The 18,051-nt window shown below is 48.0% G+C and carries 15 protein-coding genes; 3 read left to right on the top strand and 12 right to left on the bottom strand.

All coding sequences use genetic code 11. The features are described 5' to 3' along the window. Positions 1–191: 191 nt before the first annotated feature. From bglX to DWY63_RS03025, 11 genes are all read right to left on the bottom strand, one after another. Complete coding sequence (gene bglX / locus DWY63_RS03080) at positions 192–2,411, bottom strand: beta-glucosidase BglX (RefSeq protein ID WP_117801278.1); 2,220 nt, start codon at positions 2,409–2,411, stop codon at positions 192–194. Between the two features lie 247 nt (positions 2,412–2,658). Next, positions 2,659–4,254 (bottom strand): response regulator transcription factor, encoded by a 1,596-nt coding sequence (locus DWY63_RS03075; protein WP_117801276.1) that lies wholly within the window; start codon positions 4,252–4,254, stop codon positions 2,659–2,661. Beyond that, positions 4,232–5,974, bottom strand: coding sequence for a sensor histidine kinase (locus DWY63_RS03070; RefSeq protein ID WP_117801521.1), 1,743 nt, complete (start codon positions 5,972–5,974; stop codon positions 4,232–4,234). The genes DWY63_RS03075 and DWY63_RS03070 overlap by 23 nt, the downstream gene beginning before the upstream one ends. A 195-nt stretch (positions 5,975–6,169) precedes the next feature. Further along, entirely contained in the window at positions 6,170–7,072 is a 903-nt protein-coding gene (locus tag DWY63_RS03065; RefSeq protein WP_117510373.1) for a carbohydrate ABC transporter permease, read from the bottom strand. Positions 7,073–7,084: 12 nt separating this feature from the next. Beyond that, complete coding sequence (locus DWY63_RS03060; RefSeq protein WP_117761461.1) at positions 7,085–8,023, bottom strand: ABC transporter permease; 939 nt, start codon at positions 8,021–8,023, stop codon at positions 7,085–7,087. 150 nt (positions 8,024–8,173) lie between these two features. After that, positions 8,174–9,697 (bottom strand): ABC transporter substrate-binding protein, encoded by a 1,524-nt coding sequence (locus tag DWY63_RS03055; RefSeq protein ID WP_117801274.1) that lies wholly within the window; start codon positions 9,695–9,697, stop codon positions 8,174–8,176. Between the two features lie 209 nt (positions 9,698–9,906). After that, a complete protein-coding gene (locus DWY63_RS03050; RefSeq protein ID WP_117801272.1) occupies positions 9,907–11,697 on the bottom strand; it encodes an ABC transporter ATP-binding protein in 1,791 nt (596 codons plus the stop codon). Then, a complete protein-coding gene (locus tag DWY63_RS03045) occupies positions 11,669–12,985 on the bottom strand; it encodes a nucleotidyltransferase domain-containing protein (protein ID WP_117801270.1) in 1,317 nt (438 codons plus the stop codon). Before DWY63_RS03045 ends, DWY63_RS03050 begins: the two co-directional genes overlap by 29 nt. Then, a complete protein-coding gene (locus DWY63_RS03040; protein WP_117801268.1) occupies positions 12,982–13,473 on the bottom strand; it encodes a S24/S26 family peptidase in 492 nt (163 codons plus the stop codon). Before DWY63_RS03040 ends, DWY63_RS03045 begins: the two co-directional genes overlap by 4 nt. Then, the gene (locus DWY63_RS03035; RefSeq protein WP_117801267.1) at positions 13,470–14,393 is read right to left on the bottom strand and encodes a hypothetical protein; all 924 of its coding nucleotides are present in this window, start codon (positions 14,391–14,393) and stop codon (positions 13,470–13,472) included. The genes DWY63_RS03040 and DWY63_RS03035 overlap by 4 nt, the downstream gene beginning before the upstream one ends. A gap of 277 nt (positions 14,394–14,670) precedes the next feature. Continuing rightward, the gene (locus tag DWY63_RS03025) at positions 14,671–15,165 is read right to left on the bottom strand and encodes an AAA family ATPase (protein ID WP_278309061.1); all 495 of its coding nucleotides are present in this window, start codon (positions 15,163–15,165) and stop codon (positions 14,671–14,673) included. A 205-nt stretch (positions 15,166–15,370) separates the two neighbouring features. Between DWY63_RS03025 and DWY63_RS03020 the strand changes: the two genes are divergently transcribed. From DWY63_RS03020 to DWY63_RS03010, 3 genes are all read left to right on the top strand, one after another. After that, positions 15,371–15,709 carry a PqqD family protein gene (locus DWY63_RS03020; RefSeq protein ID WP_117801263.1) on the top strand — a complete coding sequence of 113 codons (339 nt, stop codon included), beginning with the start codon at positions 15,371–15,373 and terminating at the stop codon, positions 15,707–15,709. Next, positions 15,706–16,113, top strand: a complete 408-nt coding sequence (locus DWY63_RS03015; protein WP_022462365.1) for a hypothetical protein — start codon at positions 15,706–15,708, stop codon at positions 16,111–16,113. The genes DWY63_RS03020 and DWY63_RS03015 overlap by 4 nt, the downstream gene beginning before the upstream one ends. A gap of 120 nt (positions 16,114–16,233) precedes the next feature. Beyond that, positions 16,234–17,355: a radical SAM protein gene (locus tag DWY63_RS03010; protein ID WP_022462366.1), complete on the top strand. Its 1,122-nt coding sequence runs from the start codon at positions 16,234–16,236 to the stop codon at positions 17,353–17,355. 63 nt (positions 17,356–17,418) lie between these two features. Here DWY63_RS03010 and DWY63_RS03005 read toward each other — a convergent pair whose 3' ends face one another. Next, positions 17,419–17,970 carry a glycoside hydrolase family 95-like protein gene (locus tag DWY63_RS03005; RefSeq protein ID WP_278309066.1) on the bottom strand — a complete coding sequence of 184 codons (552 nt, stop codon included), beginning with the start codon at positions 17,968–17,970 and terminating at the stop codon, positions 17,419–17,421. Between the last annotated feature and the right edge of the window lie 81 nt (positions 17,971–18,051).

The raw sequence follows: 18,051 nt of genomic DNA, 5'->3' as shown, positions 1-18,051 counted from the left end.
TCTCTTTCGTCCCAATACCAATTTCTATTTTACTTTGTTTTAACAGAAGGGTCAATACGGTACCGGCAGAAAAAAGCCAGCCGCAAAAGCAAAATTCTTTTCGCTTTTTGTGGCTGGCTTTTCTTTTATCTTTCCGTAGCGATTCAGACCCCCATCTTGATTCCGCTTACGCTACATCCCAGTATTGCTTCTTATTTTTTCAGCACAAATTCTGCCTTATTCTCTGTCGTGCTGTCGCTTCCGATGAAGACTTCGAAAGCACCGTTTTCACTTTCTACACGCTCATTTTCTGTCAGGAAGCGAAGCTCTTCTTCTGTGATTTTGAAGATGACTTCGGTTTCTTCTCCCGGCTGAAGGGTTACCTTGCAGAAATCTTTCAGCTCTTTCACCGGGCGTACCACGGATGCGGCTACGTCGTGGATGTAAAGCTGTACGGTCTCGGTTCCCTTTGTATCGCCGGTGTTTTTCACGGTTACGGAGGCTTTAATCTCATCTTCCATGCCAAGCTCTGCCTTGTCCAGTTTCACATCTGAAATTGCAAAGCTGGTGTAGCCAAGGCCATATCCGAACGGGAACAGTGGTGCGTTCGGGATGTCGAGGTATTTGGAACGGAAACGGTCTTTGTCCTTGCCCGGCACATGCGGTCTTCCGGTGGAATACTCGTTGTAGTGAACCGGCACCTGGCCTACGGAATACGGGAAGCTCATGGTCAGCTTACCGCTTGGAGCGTATGCGCCGAAAACGACGTCTGCGATTGCATTGGCACCTTCGGTACCTGGCATCCATACTTCAAGAACGGCTTTTGCTTTCGATACGACATCGCGCAGGTCGAGCGGACGGCCGTTGAAGAGAACAACGACAACGTTTTCATTGACCTCCGAAACGCGCTCAAGCAGTCTCTGCTGGATTTCCGGGATGCGGATGTTCGCGTTGCTGGTTGCCTCGCCGGACTGCAGACGGTCCTCACCGATCGCAAGAACGACAACGTCGGCCTCCTTTGCTGCGTTTACCGCCTCAAGAAGCATTGTCTCCTCTTCCTTTGGTGTATGAGACTGCTCCATCGCTTCACCGAAGCCCTCCAGACGGATGTCGGAGCCGAGCATCGGGGAACCTGCATGGAAGCTCATGTTTGTCGTATCTGCCTGCGCTTTTACGGCCTCTTCCAGATTTGTCACATCCTTTGCATCTCCGATAAAGGACCAGGCGCCCATCAGGTTTCTGCTGTGGACATACGGTCCGATCCAGGCGATTTTTTTCTCCTTGCCAAGCGGCAGGATTTTCTCGTCGTTTTTCAGCAGTACAAACGATTTTCTTGCGGCTTCTCTTGCCAGATCGCGGTGCTCTTTGCAGAGAATTACCTCTTTTTCTTTCGTCTCGTCTGCGTCTTTATACGGATTTTCAAACAGTCCCAGTTTGTTTTTCAGTTCCAGAATACGCATGCAGGACTCATCGATCAGATCCTCGGAAATCTTACCCTCTCTTACAAGACGGCACAGGTTTTCGCAGTAAATGCCGGTCATCATATCAATGTCAACGCCTGCCTCGGCTGAGCGGACAGCTGCCTCCTCGCGGTCTGCGCAATAGCCGTGGTAAATAATCTCTTCGATCGCTGCCCAGTCGGAAATCAGAACGCCGTCAAATCCCATTTCGTCACGCAGGATGCCGCGCATCAGTTTCTTGTTTCCGGTTGCCGGAACACCGTTTACCGTGTTGAAGGAAGTCATTACCATCGCTGCGCCTGCATCGATGCCGGCTTTGTAGGACGGCAGATAGAAGTCACGGAAGGTATGCTCGGAAAGCTCTACCGTATTGTAGTCTCTTCCTGCTGTCGGTGCGCCATAGCCTGCGAAATGCTTCACACAGGAAGCAATTTTGTACGGCTCCTTCAGATCGTCTCCCTGGAATCCGCGCACCATTCCGGCACAGAACAGGCCGTTCAGATACGGATCCTCACCGGTAGACTCCATGACACGGCCCCATCTCGCATCGCGAACCAGGTCGGTCATCGGTGCGAAGGTTACGTGAAGGCCGGAAACGGCTGCCTCTTTTGCAGCAACTGCCGCACACTTTTCGGACAGCTCCGGTTCAAACGTTGCGCCCTGTCCCAGCGGAATCGGGAAAATGGTCTTGAAGCCGTTGATGACATCCAGCATGAACAGCATCGGGATGTGATGCGGGTGCTGCTCCACAAAATCCTTCTGGATTTTCTTTAACGTTTCTGCGCCCATGCTGCCCAGGATGGAACCGGAAAGCGCTACATTTTCCGGCGTAAAGCCTTTATCCGCCATCGGTCCCATGGCTGTGATGTCCATATCTTTATTGAAGAAGGCACCCACCACCTGGCTCATCTGGTTCACTTTTTCTTCCAGCGTCATGTCGGCCAGAAGCTCTTTTAATTTCTGCTCGGTCATTTTTTCTCCTCCATACCTCGTTTTTGCTGTATCTGCTTCTTCAGAAACCCCTAAAATGTCAGAAAAATATCGTTTTTCCGTTTTTTCTGAATCTTATACTGAAATTTTACCACATCTGATCTGAAAAAAATATCCCCTGATCCGACCTTTTTCTTTCACTATTCTGACCTGTTTGCTGTTGTTCCGGTGCGTAAGAAAGTGATAAAATCCTCTGTTATTTCCCGGACATGTGAAGGGTGGCTTTCCGCTATTTTTCACTAAAGCTTCTTCGGTATTCCAGCGGTGCGTATCCCGTATTGTCCTTAAACATCTTCGTAAAGTACGAGAAATTGCTGTACCCCACATACAGCGACACCGTATTAATTGGCAGCGAACTCTGTGTCAGAAGCTTTTTCGCCTCCTCCACCCGCTTTTGAATAATATAATTGCTGATCGAAATACCCTTTTCTTTTTTAAAAATCCGGGACAGATAATCGGTATTCAAAAAGACAAGCTCTCCAAGCTCCTCCCGGTGAATCTCCTCCCGGTAATGTGCATCAATGTATGCGCATACCTGGCTCGTAACCGAATCTGATTTGTTGATGTACTGTCTGTACTGCACTGCTTTCCGAACCAGTACCCCGGCATATTCCATCATCTCTTCTCCGCCATAAAGGGAATTCCGATGCAGGTTTTCCATATCCGCATCGGCAAACAGCGCGTACGCCTTAATCTCCCGTTCCGAAAGCCATGCATACACCACCTGGGTCAGATCGGTACGGAGCGCTACCAGAAATTCTCTGGTAATCATTCCTTCCCGTTCCGTCCGGTCAAGGTATTTCTGCAGCTGCTCCAGCAGCTCCTCCGGTTTTTCCTCCGAAAGCAGAGCTTTCCACACATCCAGCTCCCTATTTTCGTAGCTGGTCTGCGGAGCCCGAAACTCGTTCAGAAACAGCACCTCGTTCCGCACGGAAAGGCTTCCCTCCCGCATTTTCTGAAGATTCCGGCTCTGCTTTTGCATCCCCCGCACAGATTCCCACTGTCCGGCACCACACCACAGCTCCGGATAGATTTTTTCATTCATCCACGCAACAAACTGCCGCAGAATTTCACAATCCCGTCCACCGTCCTGCGGGAATGCTTTTTCCTTTGACTGTGTAACAATCCAGTAGCTGCCCGGTTCCTGGTAAAAAACAGTATCTACCGCAATATCCGTTTCCTCATACAGTTCCGACAGCACATTTTCGATCACAAATTCCATGGTCGCGGTATCCCACATTTCCCGCTTATTGCTCTTTATTTCCGGCATCAGACAAATCAGCCGGAAATAGTGTCCCGGTCCGTATGGCAACTGACGCTGTGCCGCCGTTTCGCAGAATTTTTTCTCAGAGAAGCCGTCTTTCAGCACATTTTTCCAGATATCCTGCTGCAGAATTTTTCTGTTCCGGTTCCACTTGATGCTTTCCTGCCTGAGATCCTGTATTTTCTTTTCTTTCGCAACAGATTCCGCCGCACGCTGCACGGCCGCCTTCAGCTTTTCAAAATCAATGGGCTTCAGCAGATAATCGACACTGTTCAGCTGTATCGCTCTTCTGGCATAGTCAAACTCCGCATAGCTTGTCAGGAAGATGACCTGGACCTTCAGCTCCTCTTTCCTGACCCACTCCACAAAGTCGAATCCCGTTCCGCCCGGCATCACGATATCGCTGATTACAATATCAATGTCCACCATTCCCATGATGTTCTTCGCCTGCTGTACGGAAAACGCAGTGTACACCTCGCTCACCCCGGTCTCTGTAAGATCGAGATTTCTTTTGATACTTTCAATCACGTACTCTTCATCATCCACGAGCAATAGTTTCATGTTCTTCTCCCCCTGTCTTGTATGGAATATGGATATCTACAATCGCTCCGCCGAGCGGGCTGTTATCGAAATGAATCTCTCCTGTATCACCATAATAATAACGGAATCGTTTCAGGCAGTTTTCAATCCCGATATGCTTTCCATGCTCGGAAATATCTTCCCCTGCTTTCAGCCTTTGCAGCGTCTCCTCCGGGAAGCCGTTTCCGGTGTCCGAAATATAAATGTTGACATACTTTTCTTCGCCACGGTCCTCCGGGTAAACCGTCACGGAAATCAGCGGAACCGTCTCCAGCGTCAGGGCATGTTTTGCCGCATTCTCTACAAACACCTGAATCAGAAACGGGAAGATTACCGCGTCTTTCACTTCTTCATGGACTTCAAAATAATAGGTGAATTTTTCCGGATAGCGCAGCAGCAGAATTTTGAGGTAATTTTCGCAGTGGTTCGTCTCCGCCGTCACCGGCACCATCTCGCTTGTATTGCGGAAAATATAGGCGAGATAATCGGACGTAATACGGCTCATCGACTTTGCATGATCGTACTGTCCGAAGTCAATCATGCTGTAAATAAAGTTCAGACAGTTCATGTAAAAATGCGGACGAATCTGGATTTTGAGGTAATCCATCTCGATTTTCTGTTTTTCCAGCTCCTGCTCATACAGCGTGATCTTCAGACGTCGGATCTGATGAATCATGTTTCGGAATTTATCGTCAATCTGCTCCAGCTCTACCAGATTTCCTTCCGACATCTGATAGGTGAGATCCCCATTGTCATATTTTTGAAGATTTTCCGTAAACATAGCGACCGGCTTCAGGATTTTTGTCTTCAGATGGAACAGCAGCACGGAACCGGCAATCACCATCAGAAATGCAACGCCGAGAAGAGCAAACACACTTCCCGTCATCAGATTTAAGACTCCCGTCCAGGAGATTTTTGTACGAATTTCAAACGGTGCCTGTGAAAGCTCCTGCCGGAACGTATAATTGCCGGTATCAAGCTTCAAACCATCCGTTACAATTCCTTTTTCCGTCAGTGTTCCGATGCTTTTTCCGTTCTGGTCAACGAGACTGACATAGCCGCTCTTCCCAAGAGACAGCTCAGAGAACGGTTCCAAAATCGTCTTCAGATTGACGTAGCAGCCGAATCCGACGCCCTGACTCTGTGCTACCTTGAGCATATAAACCTCATTGCCCTGGCGCATCACGGTCCATTTTTTCTTGACTGCATACGTCTGCTGGGACAGACTCCTGATCCGGCGCTTCAGCGCTTCCTGCAGATACGGATCAATGGAATAACGCCCGTCGGAGGAAATGCTCAGCTGATATAAGCTCTCATCCTTCTGCGTATAGAGAAAAACATTGTAATCCGTTCCAAAATCCCACGCTGCAGATACATAGTTCCTTCGCAGCTGTGTGATGACATATTCCTCATACTGATCCTTCTCCATCAGATCCATGTATTTCCAGAAAGCAGAATCCGGGTTGGAGCTGTCCATTACGGTCGAAAACAGATTTCGGCTGATTCGAAAAAAACGGTTGTCCAGCTCATCCGTATACAGCTTTGAAACCTCCTCCAGCTGCTCATATACCTGCTGCTGCGTCCGGTTCAGAATAAGCATGCTCCCAGCCAGAAAAAGCAGCAGCATACTCAGCAGGCAGATCAAAAGATAACGCCCCTGCTGCGCCAGTGTTGTTTTTTTCGTCTGTTTTGAAATATGCATGAAGTTTCCTCCTTTTTTTCTGTTCCGGTACGCTCGGAATCTTTCCATGTTTGTTTTTGCGAACGGATCTTTTTTACTGACTATGATAATACAGCAGAAAAACAGCACACCTCATGTTTTCATGAGTCTGTACTGTTTTTCTGCTGTATGCCGGAAACACAAACGTGTTTCTCTTTTTTCATTTCCGCATGTGAATCATCCTTTTACCGCGCCAAGTGTGATACCTTCTGCGAAGTATTTCTGAAGGAACGGATAGATGATAAACAGCGGCAGCATGGCGATAAATGCGATTGCCATACGGATGGAGGTTGTCGGCAGCTTTGCCACCTCCGCGCCGATATTTCCGGTTACTTTTCCGCTTGCCAGATACTGAATATCGGTGATCATCTGATTCAGCAGGTTCTGGATGCTGTAAAGCTTCTGACCGTCATTTCCTGATAAATAGTATAAACCATTTGTCCAGTCATTCCAATAGCCAAGTGCGGAAAACAGTCCCATTGTTACCAGAATCGGTTTTCCAAGCGGAAGGGTGATGCTGGTAAAAATTTTCATGTGTCCGGCACCATCGATCTTGGCCGCCTCGAACAGCGCGTCCGGGATACTGGTGTTAAAGTAGCTTCGGATCATCAGCACGTTGTTTGCACTTAACAGGAAGCCCGGAACAATCAATGCCCAGATCGTGTTTTTGATATGAAGATAATTTACATACATCAGGTAGGTCGGCACCAGTCCGCCGTTGAACAGCATCGTAAAGAATACGAAAAAGGTAATTGCTCTGCGGTACGGCAGTTTTTTAACCGAAAGCGGATACGCCAGAAGAGAGGACATCGCAATATTTGCAGCGGTACCGACGATGGTTACAAAAATGGTAATTCCGTATGCTCTCAGGATTTTCTCGCCCTGGCGGATGATATAGGAGTAAGCATAGAAGCTGAATTTCTCCGGGAAGAACGAATATCCGTTGCGGATCAGTGTGTTTTCATCGGTCAGCGAGGAAATAAATACGAGTACAAACGGCAGTACAATGGATAAGGTAATCAGAATGAGTACTACATTAATCCAGAACTGGAAACGTTTTGCTTTTTTTGAATTTGTCATACTTCCATCCTCCTAGAATAATGCCTGGTCTTTGTCTACTTTGCGGACAATCCAGTTGCTCAACATTACGACACAGAAGCCTACCAGAGACTGGTATACACCGGCTGCAGATGACATACTGATATTTCCCTGTTCAATCAGGGCACGGTATACGTAGGTATCGATAACGTTTGTGGTCGGGAACAGAACACCGGAGTTCATTGGTACCTGATAGAACAGACCGAAATCGGAATAGAAAATTCTTCCGATGCTGAGAAGCAGCAGGGTAATGATGGTCGGAACGAGGCTCGGCAGTGTGATTTTTGTGATCTCCTGCCATTTGCTTGCACCGTCCAGTCTGGCAGCCTCATAGAAGGAAGGATCAATACCGATCAGCGATGCGATATAAATCAGGCATCCGTATCCTACGCCCTTCCAGCAGTTCGCGATGATCAGGATCGCCGGCCAGTATTTCGGTTTCTGGTACCACTGGATCGGGTCAATATGGAAGAACGGAAGGATCGAATTGTTGACAAGACCATTTTCCGCACTCAGAAGCGCATATACGATGTAGCTTAAGATAACCATGGACATCAGGAACGGAAGAAGAATTGCACTCTGGTACACTTTTTTGAGCTTTGTATTTCTTACCTCCGTAATCAGAATCGCAATGGCAATTCCGACTACCATGTTTACAAGAATAAATGCAACGTTATACAGCAGCGTATTTCTTGTAATGATCCATGCATCCTTCGAGGAAAACAGGAATTTGAAGTTGTCAAGTCCTGCCCACGGGCTTGCCCAGATACCTTTTGCAAAGTTCAGTTTTTTAAACGCAATCACCATACCTGCCATCGGGATGTAGTTGTTGATCAGCAGATACAGAAGTGCCGGAAGCATCATCAGATAAAGCGGCCAGTATTCCTTCAGCACGTTTTTCTTTTTCTCTTTTTTAACCTCTGCTTTTTTCATAAAGCGTGTCTCCTTTTATGAGGGCTGTTTTTTCAGGTTCTTTCACAGAGAAAGCTCCACATCTTTTCTGGTAAGAGTGGAGCCTTCGGTTACTGTATCACACCGGATTTTCTTTTGCCCCGGTCGTGTTCTTTTTACAAATCATGGTGCCTATTTGTCTGCAAGAAATGCATCCAGCTGCTCCTGCTTTGCAGCAATAACATCATTGATTCCCGCATCGTCCAGTGCTTCCAGGAACTGTGGAATCAGTTCTTCCGGATCACCGGAACCGCTGTAAAGTGCTCCGCTGTACTGTTTTACAACGTTAGACAGAGCCGATACCTGATTGGTATATTCGCTGTTATCAAAGATAAATCCAAGTGCTTTCGACTCGATACCGGAAGCGTTGAACTCCTGCATTTTATCCCAGAGCTGCGGGTCAGATCCATCCCATTTGTATGCGATGAACTGGTTCGGAAGCTCCCATCCACAGTTAAAGCTGTAGCCTACGTTGTCTGCTGTTACACCGTCCGGGTAGTTGATGATTCCGTTTTCTTCATCTTCTACTACGTAGTCGGTTCCCTCTTCGCCCCAGTTCAGAAGGTTCATGATCTCCGGGCTGCCGTAGATGTAATCGAGAACCTGCATTGCTTTTTCCGGGTTTTCGGAATTCTGTGCTACAGAGAAGATAATTCCGCTGTAGGAGGAAGAGTTGATTATCGGTGCATCATAGAACGGTACGATTTCAAAATCATATCCGGTAGAACTCTGGAACTCAACCGGGGTACCTGGATGATAGGAGAAGAACAGGGAGAACAGGTTTCCTGCTTTGCATACGGTTCTCCAGTTTTCTGTGTTTGTTCCGGCATCCTTGCTGATATAGCCTTTCTGATACCAGTCATACAGCATCGTTGCGGTATCTTTGAACCAGTCGGTCGCAAAGAAGTTCTCTACGGTTGTGCTGTTGGTCTGATCCATCAGAACGCCCGTGTTGGCATCGCCAAGTGCATCACCACGGAACAGACGGGTCAGTGGGGTATCACCTTCGTTGATGGAATACAGCATTGTCATGTCAGGCTCGCCTGCCTGTACGGTCTCAAATACTTTCTCCATATCCTTCGGCTCTTTGATTTCATCGGTATTGATATTATACTTTTCTACCAGGTCTTTTCTCATGAAGATGGCTGGAATGCTGCCTCGTTCGATCTGGTTCGGAACGCCATAGACAAACCCATCAATCTGATTTGTTTTTGCAATATCCTCGCCATAGATATCTTTCAGGTTTGTGCCGTATTTGTCAATCAGTTCAGACATATCCATGATCTGGCCGGAATGCATATACTGTACAGCTGTTGTTGCATTTGTGTACAGAAGATCGATTTTCTCATCGCCGGAAAGCATCAGCTGTAACTGCTGTGTTGCGCTTGCCCACGGAAGAACAACGATATCGAGCTTTGCGTTCAGCTCCGGCTCCAGAATCTCGTTGATTTTTTCTTCGATTCTCTCTTCATCCTGCTGCTGGCTGCCCTGCAGTACCATAGTTACAGTGTACGGCTCGCCTTTTTCCTCTGTCTTTGCTGTGCTTCCGGAAGCTGCGGAGGAACCGGAATCAGAACTGGATCCTGTGCTTCCGCATGCTGCCATGGAAAATGCCATAGTTGCTGCAAGAATGCCTGCTAACACTTTTTTCTTCATACTTTTTCTCCTTTTCACGTATCATGTTGTGTGACCTTTGATGGTTGTAGTATAGCAGGACTTTGGCATCCATCTCTATAACTGATTTGACTTTGAAGTATCACTCTTCCGACCTTTGTGTCTTTTTTGTGTCTTTTTTCTGTCATTCCCATCCAACGAAAAAAATGGCTCCTCCTCCATCTGTTTTATGAAGGAAAAGCCATTTTCTGTCAAAAATCTTCCACCATCTTTGCCCCTTCTGCCCCATCGAGTTCGGCCACGGTTCCATTCATGACACGGTAGACTCTCTGGCAGAGGCCGAGGACACTCGGACGGTGCGTCGTAACGATACAGGTTTTGTTGGGACGCTGACGGATGATGTTTCGGAGGACGTTTCGTTCCGTCGTAACGTCCAGTGCCGAGGTGGCTTCATCGAGAAGCAGCACCGGGGCATCGCGGAGGACGGCACGGGCGATGGCAAGCCGCTGGGACTGGCCTTCGGAGAAACCGCGGCCGCGTTCCCCGACGCGGCTGTTGATGGTATCCGGCAGATGCTGGACGAAATCCCAGGCGCAGGAGATTTTGAGCGCTTCGATGATCTCCTCGTCGGTCGCATCCTCTTTTACCATGCGCATATTTTCGGCGATTGTGCCGGAAAGGATCGTATTTCCCTGCGGAACATAGGCGAAGAGATGACGCGTTTCGGCGTTCATGGGAACCGTTTTTCCGTTTGAGGCAATGATCACGGTTTCCCCCTCCTGCGGGCGGATAAGGCCGAGAATCAGGCGGATCATCGTTGTTTTTCCCTCGCCGGACGGGCCAACCAACGCTACAATCTCGCCGGGGGCAGCCTGAAACTCCGATCTGGTAATTACTTTGTTTCCTTCTATATAAGAAAATTCTACCCCATGCATCTGTACCCGGAAGCCATCCTTTGCCAGTGGATCAAGCGCGGCGCTATCCGGGATATGGACCTCTTTTGGCAGCTCTACGAGCTCACGGATCCGGTGCGCCGAGACAGAGCTGTTGAGGAAGGACGGAATAATCGAAATTACGTTTCCAAACGCGCCGGAAAGGTTACTCCGCTGCTGCAGGAACAGCGTCATGGTTCCATAGGTAATGTCGTGCGTCCACAGACGGAACAGGCAGTATCCGAACGCCGTAAACTCCACCGCACTCCCGAGAATAGACATTACGATATTGGTTTTAATCGTAAACAGATTATATTTCAGGCTGATATCCTTGAAAAGTCCCTGCCACCAACGCATCTTTTTACTGTAATACGGTGCGATGCCAAACGACTTGATCGTATCAAAATTGTAGAACGCTTCTACCTCAAAGCTCATCAGATTACTACTCATCTCGCGTACTTCTTTGCTGTATTCCCGCTGACGGCGGATCATAAACCGCGACATCAGAAGCAGGAACGGTGCGCTTAAAAAAGCAATCAGTGCCATGACCCAGTCATAATGCAGGATTACGAAAAAGGTGGCAATAAACCGATACACGGCAATGATAATCGTCGGGAGCCAGCTGATTGCGTTGCCGCTGACCGTTCCAATGTCGCCGTTGAAACGGTTGAGTACGTCACCGTTTGCGTATTTGCTGATTTCCAGCCAGTCCGCATCAACGATTTTGTCAAAAATATCCGCCTGGATGTCGTTGTTGATGGCGATACCAAGCTTCGTTGAAATGCGGTTGATGACACTCTCAAACCCAAGGCTGAACACGGTGCTTCCGATCATGATGCAAAGCAGCAGCGGGAGCTTCTGTATCTGGTATCCGGTGATGATATCGATCAGGTATTTTCCTGCCACGCTGCCGACAAGCCCAAGCGAAGTGCTTAAGATACCGAGAATCGTATAAAAAACAATCGCACCCTTATAGCGCGCGCTGTAGCCAAAAATCCATTTCCAGTCATCGATGATTTCCGAGAACGTTCCGTTTTTCCATCGCTCCGACAGGATGCGGAGAGACTCGAAGGGAGCGTCTTTACTTTTCTCTTTGGATTCTTCCTGCATGCGCGTCTCCTCTCTTTTTCCCGTCTGCGGTACGGATCATATCGTATTTTTTCAGCAGCTCGACACGTCCCGCACCCACTTCAATGCTCAATTTCTGTCCTTTTTCTCCCTGCCCCAGCCATTTCAGGATTCGCTCCACGTATGCAGCCGGGAGCAAAAACGGATACCTCGCCGCATAGGGATACTTGTTTTTCATATAGGAAGCTTCCGGAACCAGCGATTTCCAGATTCCCCCCGCCGTGTGCTTTTCCGCCCCGGTCTCTGCCGCATACAGGGTAATGTTTGCGCTGTGGATCCGCCCCGCGCTCGATTTTCCGAACGAACCGGCATCGAGAATATCGATCAGAAGCGCTTCGGAATCCGGATGAAGCTTCTTTACGGCACGGACTGCCCCACTTGCTTCATAGGAAAAGCCCAGATACCGCTCGCCGATATCCAGCAGATTGATGCAGAAGCACGTCATATGATACTCCTCGCACAGCTGCCAGAACATTTCCCAGTCTATTTTTCTTCCATATACACGAATCATCTGTACCATATCACAGACCTGACGGATCCCGACGCCACCGTGAAGAAAGTGCTTGAAGCTGTGACAGAGAAGATAGAAAAGATGATGCGTTTCTTCTAAGGTAAAGATGCTCTGCCCCTGCACTTCCACTTTGGATGGATGCGCGAAAACATCGGAAAATGCACGGTTCAGATAACTATAGGCAGAGGATTCTGTGCTGAACAGCCTGGTATGTATTTCATAAAAGGCTCCTGTTTTCGGATGAATATAGCCCATCTCTTCCGGGACATCACCGTCTTTGATGCCATCCGGCATTGCGGTTTCTTTGTCCCGCACAAAGCCCTTCCGCATAAAACAGGCATCCACTGCTGCAAAATCCTTTTCCGGAATCAGCAGATCCTCATCCCCGGACGGGCGCAGATCCGGCTTCGGATAGAGATTTCTGCACACAATTCCTTTCATCACCAGCGGCTGCACGCCCAGCTGCGCCAGCTCCTTTTCATCGGAAAGAAACAGCGCTGTGCGCGAAACCTGCTGAAAAATACTCTGCATCGCCTGTGTTTTTACCTGTCCGCGTAGCTCCCCCGGAAGTCCCGCAAATTCCGGTGTTTTTCCCACAACATCGTAGACCGCTGACAGCAGCGAATGCTGTGCCGCGAGGACAAACAGATGATTCCATTGTTTTTCTGTCAGCCCCTGAATTTCCGCCGGCGATGCTTTTTCTTCTGTCAAAAACGCACGAATCACCGCAAGGAATGCGGTTTCTGTTTCTGTAATCATCTTTTTTTCCTTTCATTTTCTCTGCACGCATCATTTTTCTTTTTATCCACACCGAATAACCAAGCATATCCATGCATCAGAATCGGACGAAGCGGGATAATGCGAATCCAGACCTGTGCAAAAAACTCCCACCAGAACGTTCCCGGTACAAGTATTTTTCCTTTTCGTTCCACTTTTGTCACCCGTGCAAAGATCTGCTTCCGTTGCACATGATGCTCGATTTCCGTCTGTGCATCCCCGATTATGTCATAACCGTCTGCATGAACGCGGCAGATCCGATGCACGACAAACTGTCCGCCCGGCCGCTCATAAAATACGATATCACCTCTCCGAAGTTCCCGCTCCGGCGCTCGGAAGAAAATACTGTCGCGTCCATGAATCAGAAACGGCGCCATGCTGCTCCCGGAAATCACCATACGCACTTCTCTGCCCTGCTCTGCAAGTTCTTTCAGCATTCCGACATAGGCACGTGTATCCATCATTTTCATGCATGTTTCTCCCTTTTCTGAATCATGTTTTTGTGCAGTGCAGCTGCATATGTTTCACTTTCGAACGAGCCGGCCCCGATCTCCTGCTCCAGCGTTTTCACCGCATCTTCTGAAATGTCGCACGCCAGATGATACACCGGAACTTTTCCAGCAAGCTGTTCGAGAAGGTCGAGACTGTGCACCATTCCCTCCCTGTCCCAGCGGTTCATGGTGATCTGTCCGTACAGACTCGTAAATGCCTCTGCCGGACGCAGCCGCCACGCCTGATTCGTCTTTGCCTGGCTCAGCATTACAATGCATCCGACCGGGAGCTTTTTGTTTTCGCAGACTCCTGAGGTTCCGCAGACCGGCCAGCCGTTTGCTGTCCACGCTGTGCCGTCATATTCCAGCAATGCCTTATCCCCATTTACGGTACGGCTTCCCCGGTACTGTTCCCAGAGTCCCGCCTGTGTGGTTTTGCCCGTTCCCGATGGTGCAGAAAAGAGCATTGCTTTCCCCTGATACTCCGTGTATGCACAGTGCAGAATCAGGCACGGCTGCTCTGCCAGACGGCGCTCCAGGGCAAGGAGGGAAAGAAAAACAACTTCATACTTTTCAACTTCTGCCAGATACCACCTGCCGACGAAAACCTCTGCACGATTTTGCGCAGTCTCACGGTAGAATGCATAAGGACGCGCTTCTCCTTTCACACCGATCCGGCGGCTCTCCAATCCTTCTTTTGTATGAAACACCTGCAGATCGACCCGATCCACAATCAGCTCTCCCTCCGCTTCCGGCAATATGTCGACGGCCGTAATGATATATGTATAATCCGCAGAATCCGTTTCCGCCAAAAATTTTTCCATATCCACCGGAAGTACCAGCTCTTCCGGAAACTTCAGCCGGAAGGAAAAACTCCCTGTCTGAAATGTTTTTTCCATCAAAAACTCCTCTTTCTCCCCTTGATCTTCCCTTCTCTCCGCCACGTATCACGATCCCTTTTTCCGCATTTATGATAACAAAAAAAAGAGACTCCGTCAATCTTCGGAGCCTTTTTGTAATTAAATACGTAATTTTATTTTTGACTGGTCTGCAACGTTTTATAGCCATGCCGGAAATACAGGATCTCCGCCGCACTGGTAATTCTCCACGAAAAGATATACAGCAGATACAGTGACGGAATGGTATGGAAATACGCGAAAATCGTGTACACCAAGATCACACGGAACACACAGGAACCGAGAATAATGATAAAAATATTCTTCCACAGCGAGTCTTCATCGTTGTATTGCAGAATGGAAATCTGCTGATTGCGTTGATATACTCCTGGGATACTTCGCGGTTTGGAATGGATACGTTTTCTTTTTCGTTATCGTATGTCAGATCTTTCATTACCTGTATCAGATTCTTTTCATCACGGAAGCGCACCTGACTGTACTGCTCTCTGAGATCAAAAATCAGATAGTCGTTCAGCATGCGCAGCATTTCGTCAATGCCGCTTGTTGCGCTTAAAAATTCCTGCATATTGGTTTTTATTACATCATACTGATTCCGATGTTTTTTATATGTTTCACTTCTGCCGATTTTTAAATTCCGAAATAGTGCATCGATATCTATGCTTCTGTCATAATAAGCCGCCAGCATATCCGCTGCCATAGATTTTCCAAATCGTCTCGGACGGCTCACGCACAGATATCGCTGGAGTGTCCGCACGCAGCGATTTGTTTTTCGTTTTTGAGCAGATTACATTCCCATCTTTTTCCAGTTTTTACTTGACTTTTCCTAGTTCTTCTTCTATAATCTTTTTGTAATGATAAATGTAATTTATTTCTGCGAACATTCTACATATTTTTCTTGCTGACTGCAGAAATACTTTCTGCCTGAAAAGGCACAGCATTTTGCAAGAGGGGAGTTTGTGATGGAACCGATTGCTTCTCCGACCCGGTCGGATTTGTTACAAAAGATAAATGAAAAAAAATATCGTGTCAATTCCAATTATCTGCTGCGTGAAATTGCAGGGGAATATGCGATTATTCCCGTTGGGACTGCCTGTCAGATTTCGAATGCAGTGATGGTTCCAAACGATACCGCTGCATTTCTCTGGAATGCTTTTCAGCAGCCACGTACCATTTCGGAAGTCGTTGCACAGGCGTTAGAGGAATATGAGGCTGCGGAAGATACGATTCAAAATTCTGCTTTAAATTTTGTGCATGATACTTTAAGGTATGCATTATTAGAGGAGGTTATATCGTTATGAAGAAAGAGTGGATGGAACCTGTTGTTGAGGTTCAGGAATTTGCTGCAAATGAATATGTGGCGGCCTGCGGGGATAGCGGGAAAGTTTATAAATTTGTCTGCGATGCTGGACAATACGGTCATAATTATAATGTTTATTATTATGATGGATCTGGGCAAAAAAAATATATCGCAAAAGAAGGCTCATGGGGAGGCTGGGGCTCTCAAGCTCAATTTTCTGGATATCATCCTTGTAACAAGACTCATGAAGCGGAATCTGATAGTGGATTTATCAGTGGTTTTATAGATGACCAGTCTACCCGCAATGATGAAGCAACCCCCGTTGTCATCTGGACCGAAAATGGTACAAACGTTCATTGTACTACCAGATTAGACATCAATACTTGGGAAACCGCCAAATCCTGATTTTTCCACTAAATAATAATTTTTCAAACCACAGCAAAAGGATCGAACCCACTCGTTTCGATCCTTTACTATACCTATTAATAATTGGTTCATCAAACCACTTTTTTCGGAGGAACCTTTATGAACTACATGGACGACGCTTCCACCTTCGAGCGTTCTTTTCTCCAGAAAGCGCGCCAGCAGCACATTCCTATTACCGGCGCGCTTGAACTTCTGCCACTCTGCAATATGAACTGCGACATGTGTTATGTCCGTCTGTCCCGTTCAGAAATGGAATGTCAGGGACAACTCCGCACAGTTGATGAATGGATTCTGCTTGCACAGCAGATGCAAAAAGCCGGTACACTTTTTCTTCTTCTGACCGGCGGTGAACCACTTCTCTTTCCTGATTTCAAAACACTATATCTTGAGCTTCGAAACATGGGCATGATTCTTACCATCAACACCAATGGAACCCTGCTGGGCGAATCCTGGGCTGATTTTTTTGCTGAGTACAGGCCGCGCCGCATTAACATCACGCTCTACGGTGCCGATGCCGCTTCCTATAACCGTCTCTGCCATTACCCCCAGGGCTTTGATCAGACCGTCCGCGCCATCCGTCTGCTCCGCGAACGAAACGTTGATGTCAAAATCAGCTGTAGCGTCACTAAAAAGAACGCGCATGATTTTCCAAAAATCTTTGTTCTCGGAGAAAAGCTTGGAGTCCCCGTTCATGCCGATCACTATATGATGCCCGCCGTCCGGGAACGCTCCCTTCCTTTTGATGCTCAGGTCCGCCTGAACCCGGAAGACGCCGCTGCGCTTGCCCTGCAGACACTGAAACTGCAGCTGACCAGCGATATTTTCCGGCAGTACGTTCATGAATCCATCCACCGCGTCAACAATCCGTCTTTTCCACGGGGCAATGGTCATATCTCCTGTCTTGCCGGAAACTGCTCCTTCTTCATCAACTGGCAGGGCTTTCTTTTCCCCTGTGTGATGTTATCCGAAATCTCCGCCCCTGTTTTTGATCTTGGATTTATTTCCGCCTGGGAAAAAGTTTCCGCCGCTGCACAGAAGATTTCCCTAAGTTCCCAATGCTGTCAATGCCGTTTGCAACCGATATGCCGCACCTGCGTCGCAGCCGCGTTTTTAGAAACCAGTTCTTATCGGGGAATGCCTGGTTATCTCTGCCGCTATTCCGAGCATTACTATCACCTGCTGCTGGCAGAAGAAGCTTCTTTTTCCTCCATCGCCTTATAGTCTTTACATATGCTGAAAACGCCGGACAGATTTTTCTCTGCCCGGCATTTTCTATCTTCATGTTTATGATTCAAGCAGCTGCAATACCGCATCCAGCATAACTGTCTCACCTTTTTCCAGTTTTACCGCTTGACGCATCTCTCTATACACAACTTCCCCTTCATACGCCTGATCCGCCGTAACCGCACACCGTGTCAGTTTTCCATTCTCCCACGCAAGTGCAATCGATGCATTTCCAACCAGCCGCAGGCCTTTCACTTCTCCATGATCCCACGCCTTCGGCAGCGCCGGAAGGAGAATGATTTTGTGTTCTCTGCTCTGCGCCATCGCGCGCTCCAGCTTTTCGGTAATCTTCTCTGCCTCTTCGATCACCAGAGTATGACCCATGGTATACACACGGCCGCCCGTTGCTTTTGCCGACAGGCACATGGCAAATTCCAGGGCATTTTTTCCGAGGTTTCCGCTCAGATAAATCGTATGATCGTTGACCTTTCCTGTACGGTCAAAATATTTTGCACGGTTCAGCATCACCTCAACCGACACTTTTCCCTTCGGTGCACGAAGATGCAGCACCATACAGTCCGCCGGTCTGGAAATGAAGCAGGTTCGGCAGATTTCCAGCGATCATCGCACCAAGCCGTCCATTCTGTCACCAAAAGAGGGAGGCAGACGATTCCACCTCCCTCTTCGTTTTTC

It is taken from the genome of Blautia sp. AF26-2 (genome assembly GCF_003460955.1).
In the GTDB taxonomy this organism is placed as follows: domain Bacteria; phylum Bacillota; class Clostridia; order Lachnospirales; family Lachnospiraceae; genus Fusicatenibacter; species Fusicatenibacter saccharivorans.
This window is presented reverse-complemented; position numbering and strand designations above follow the sequence as displayed.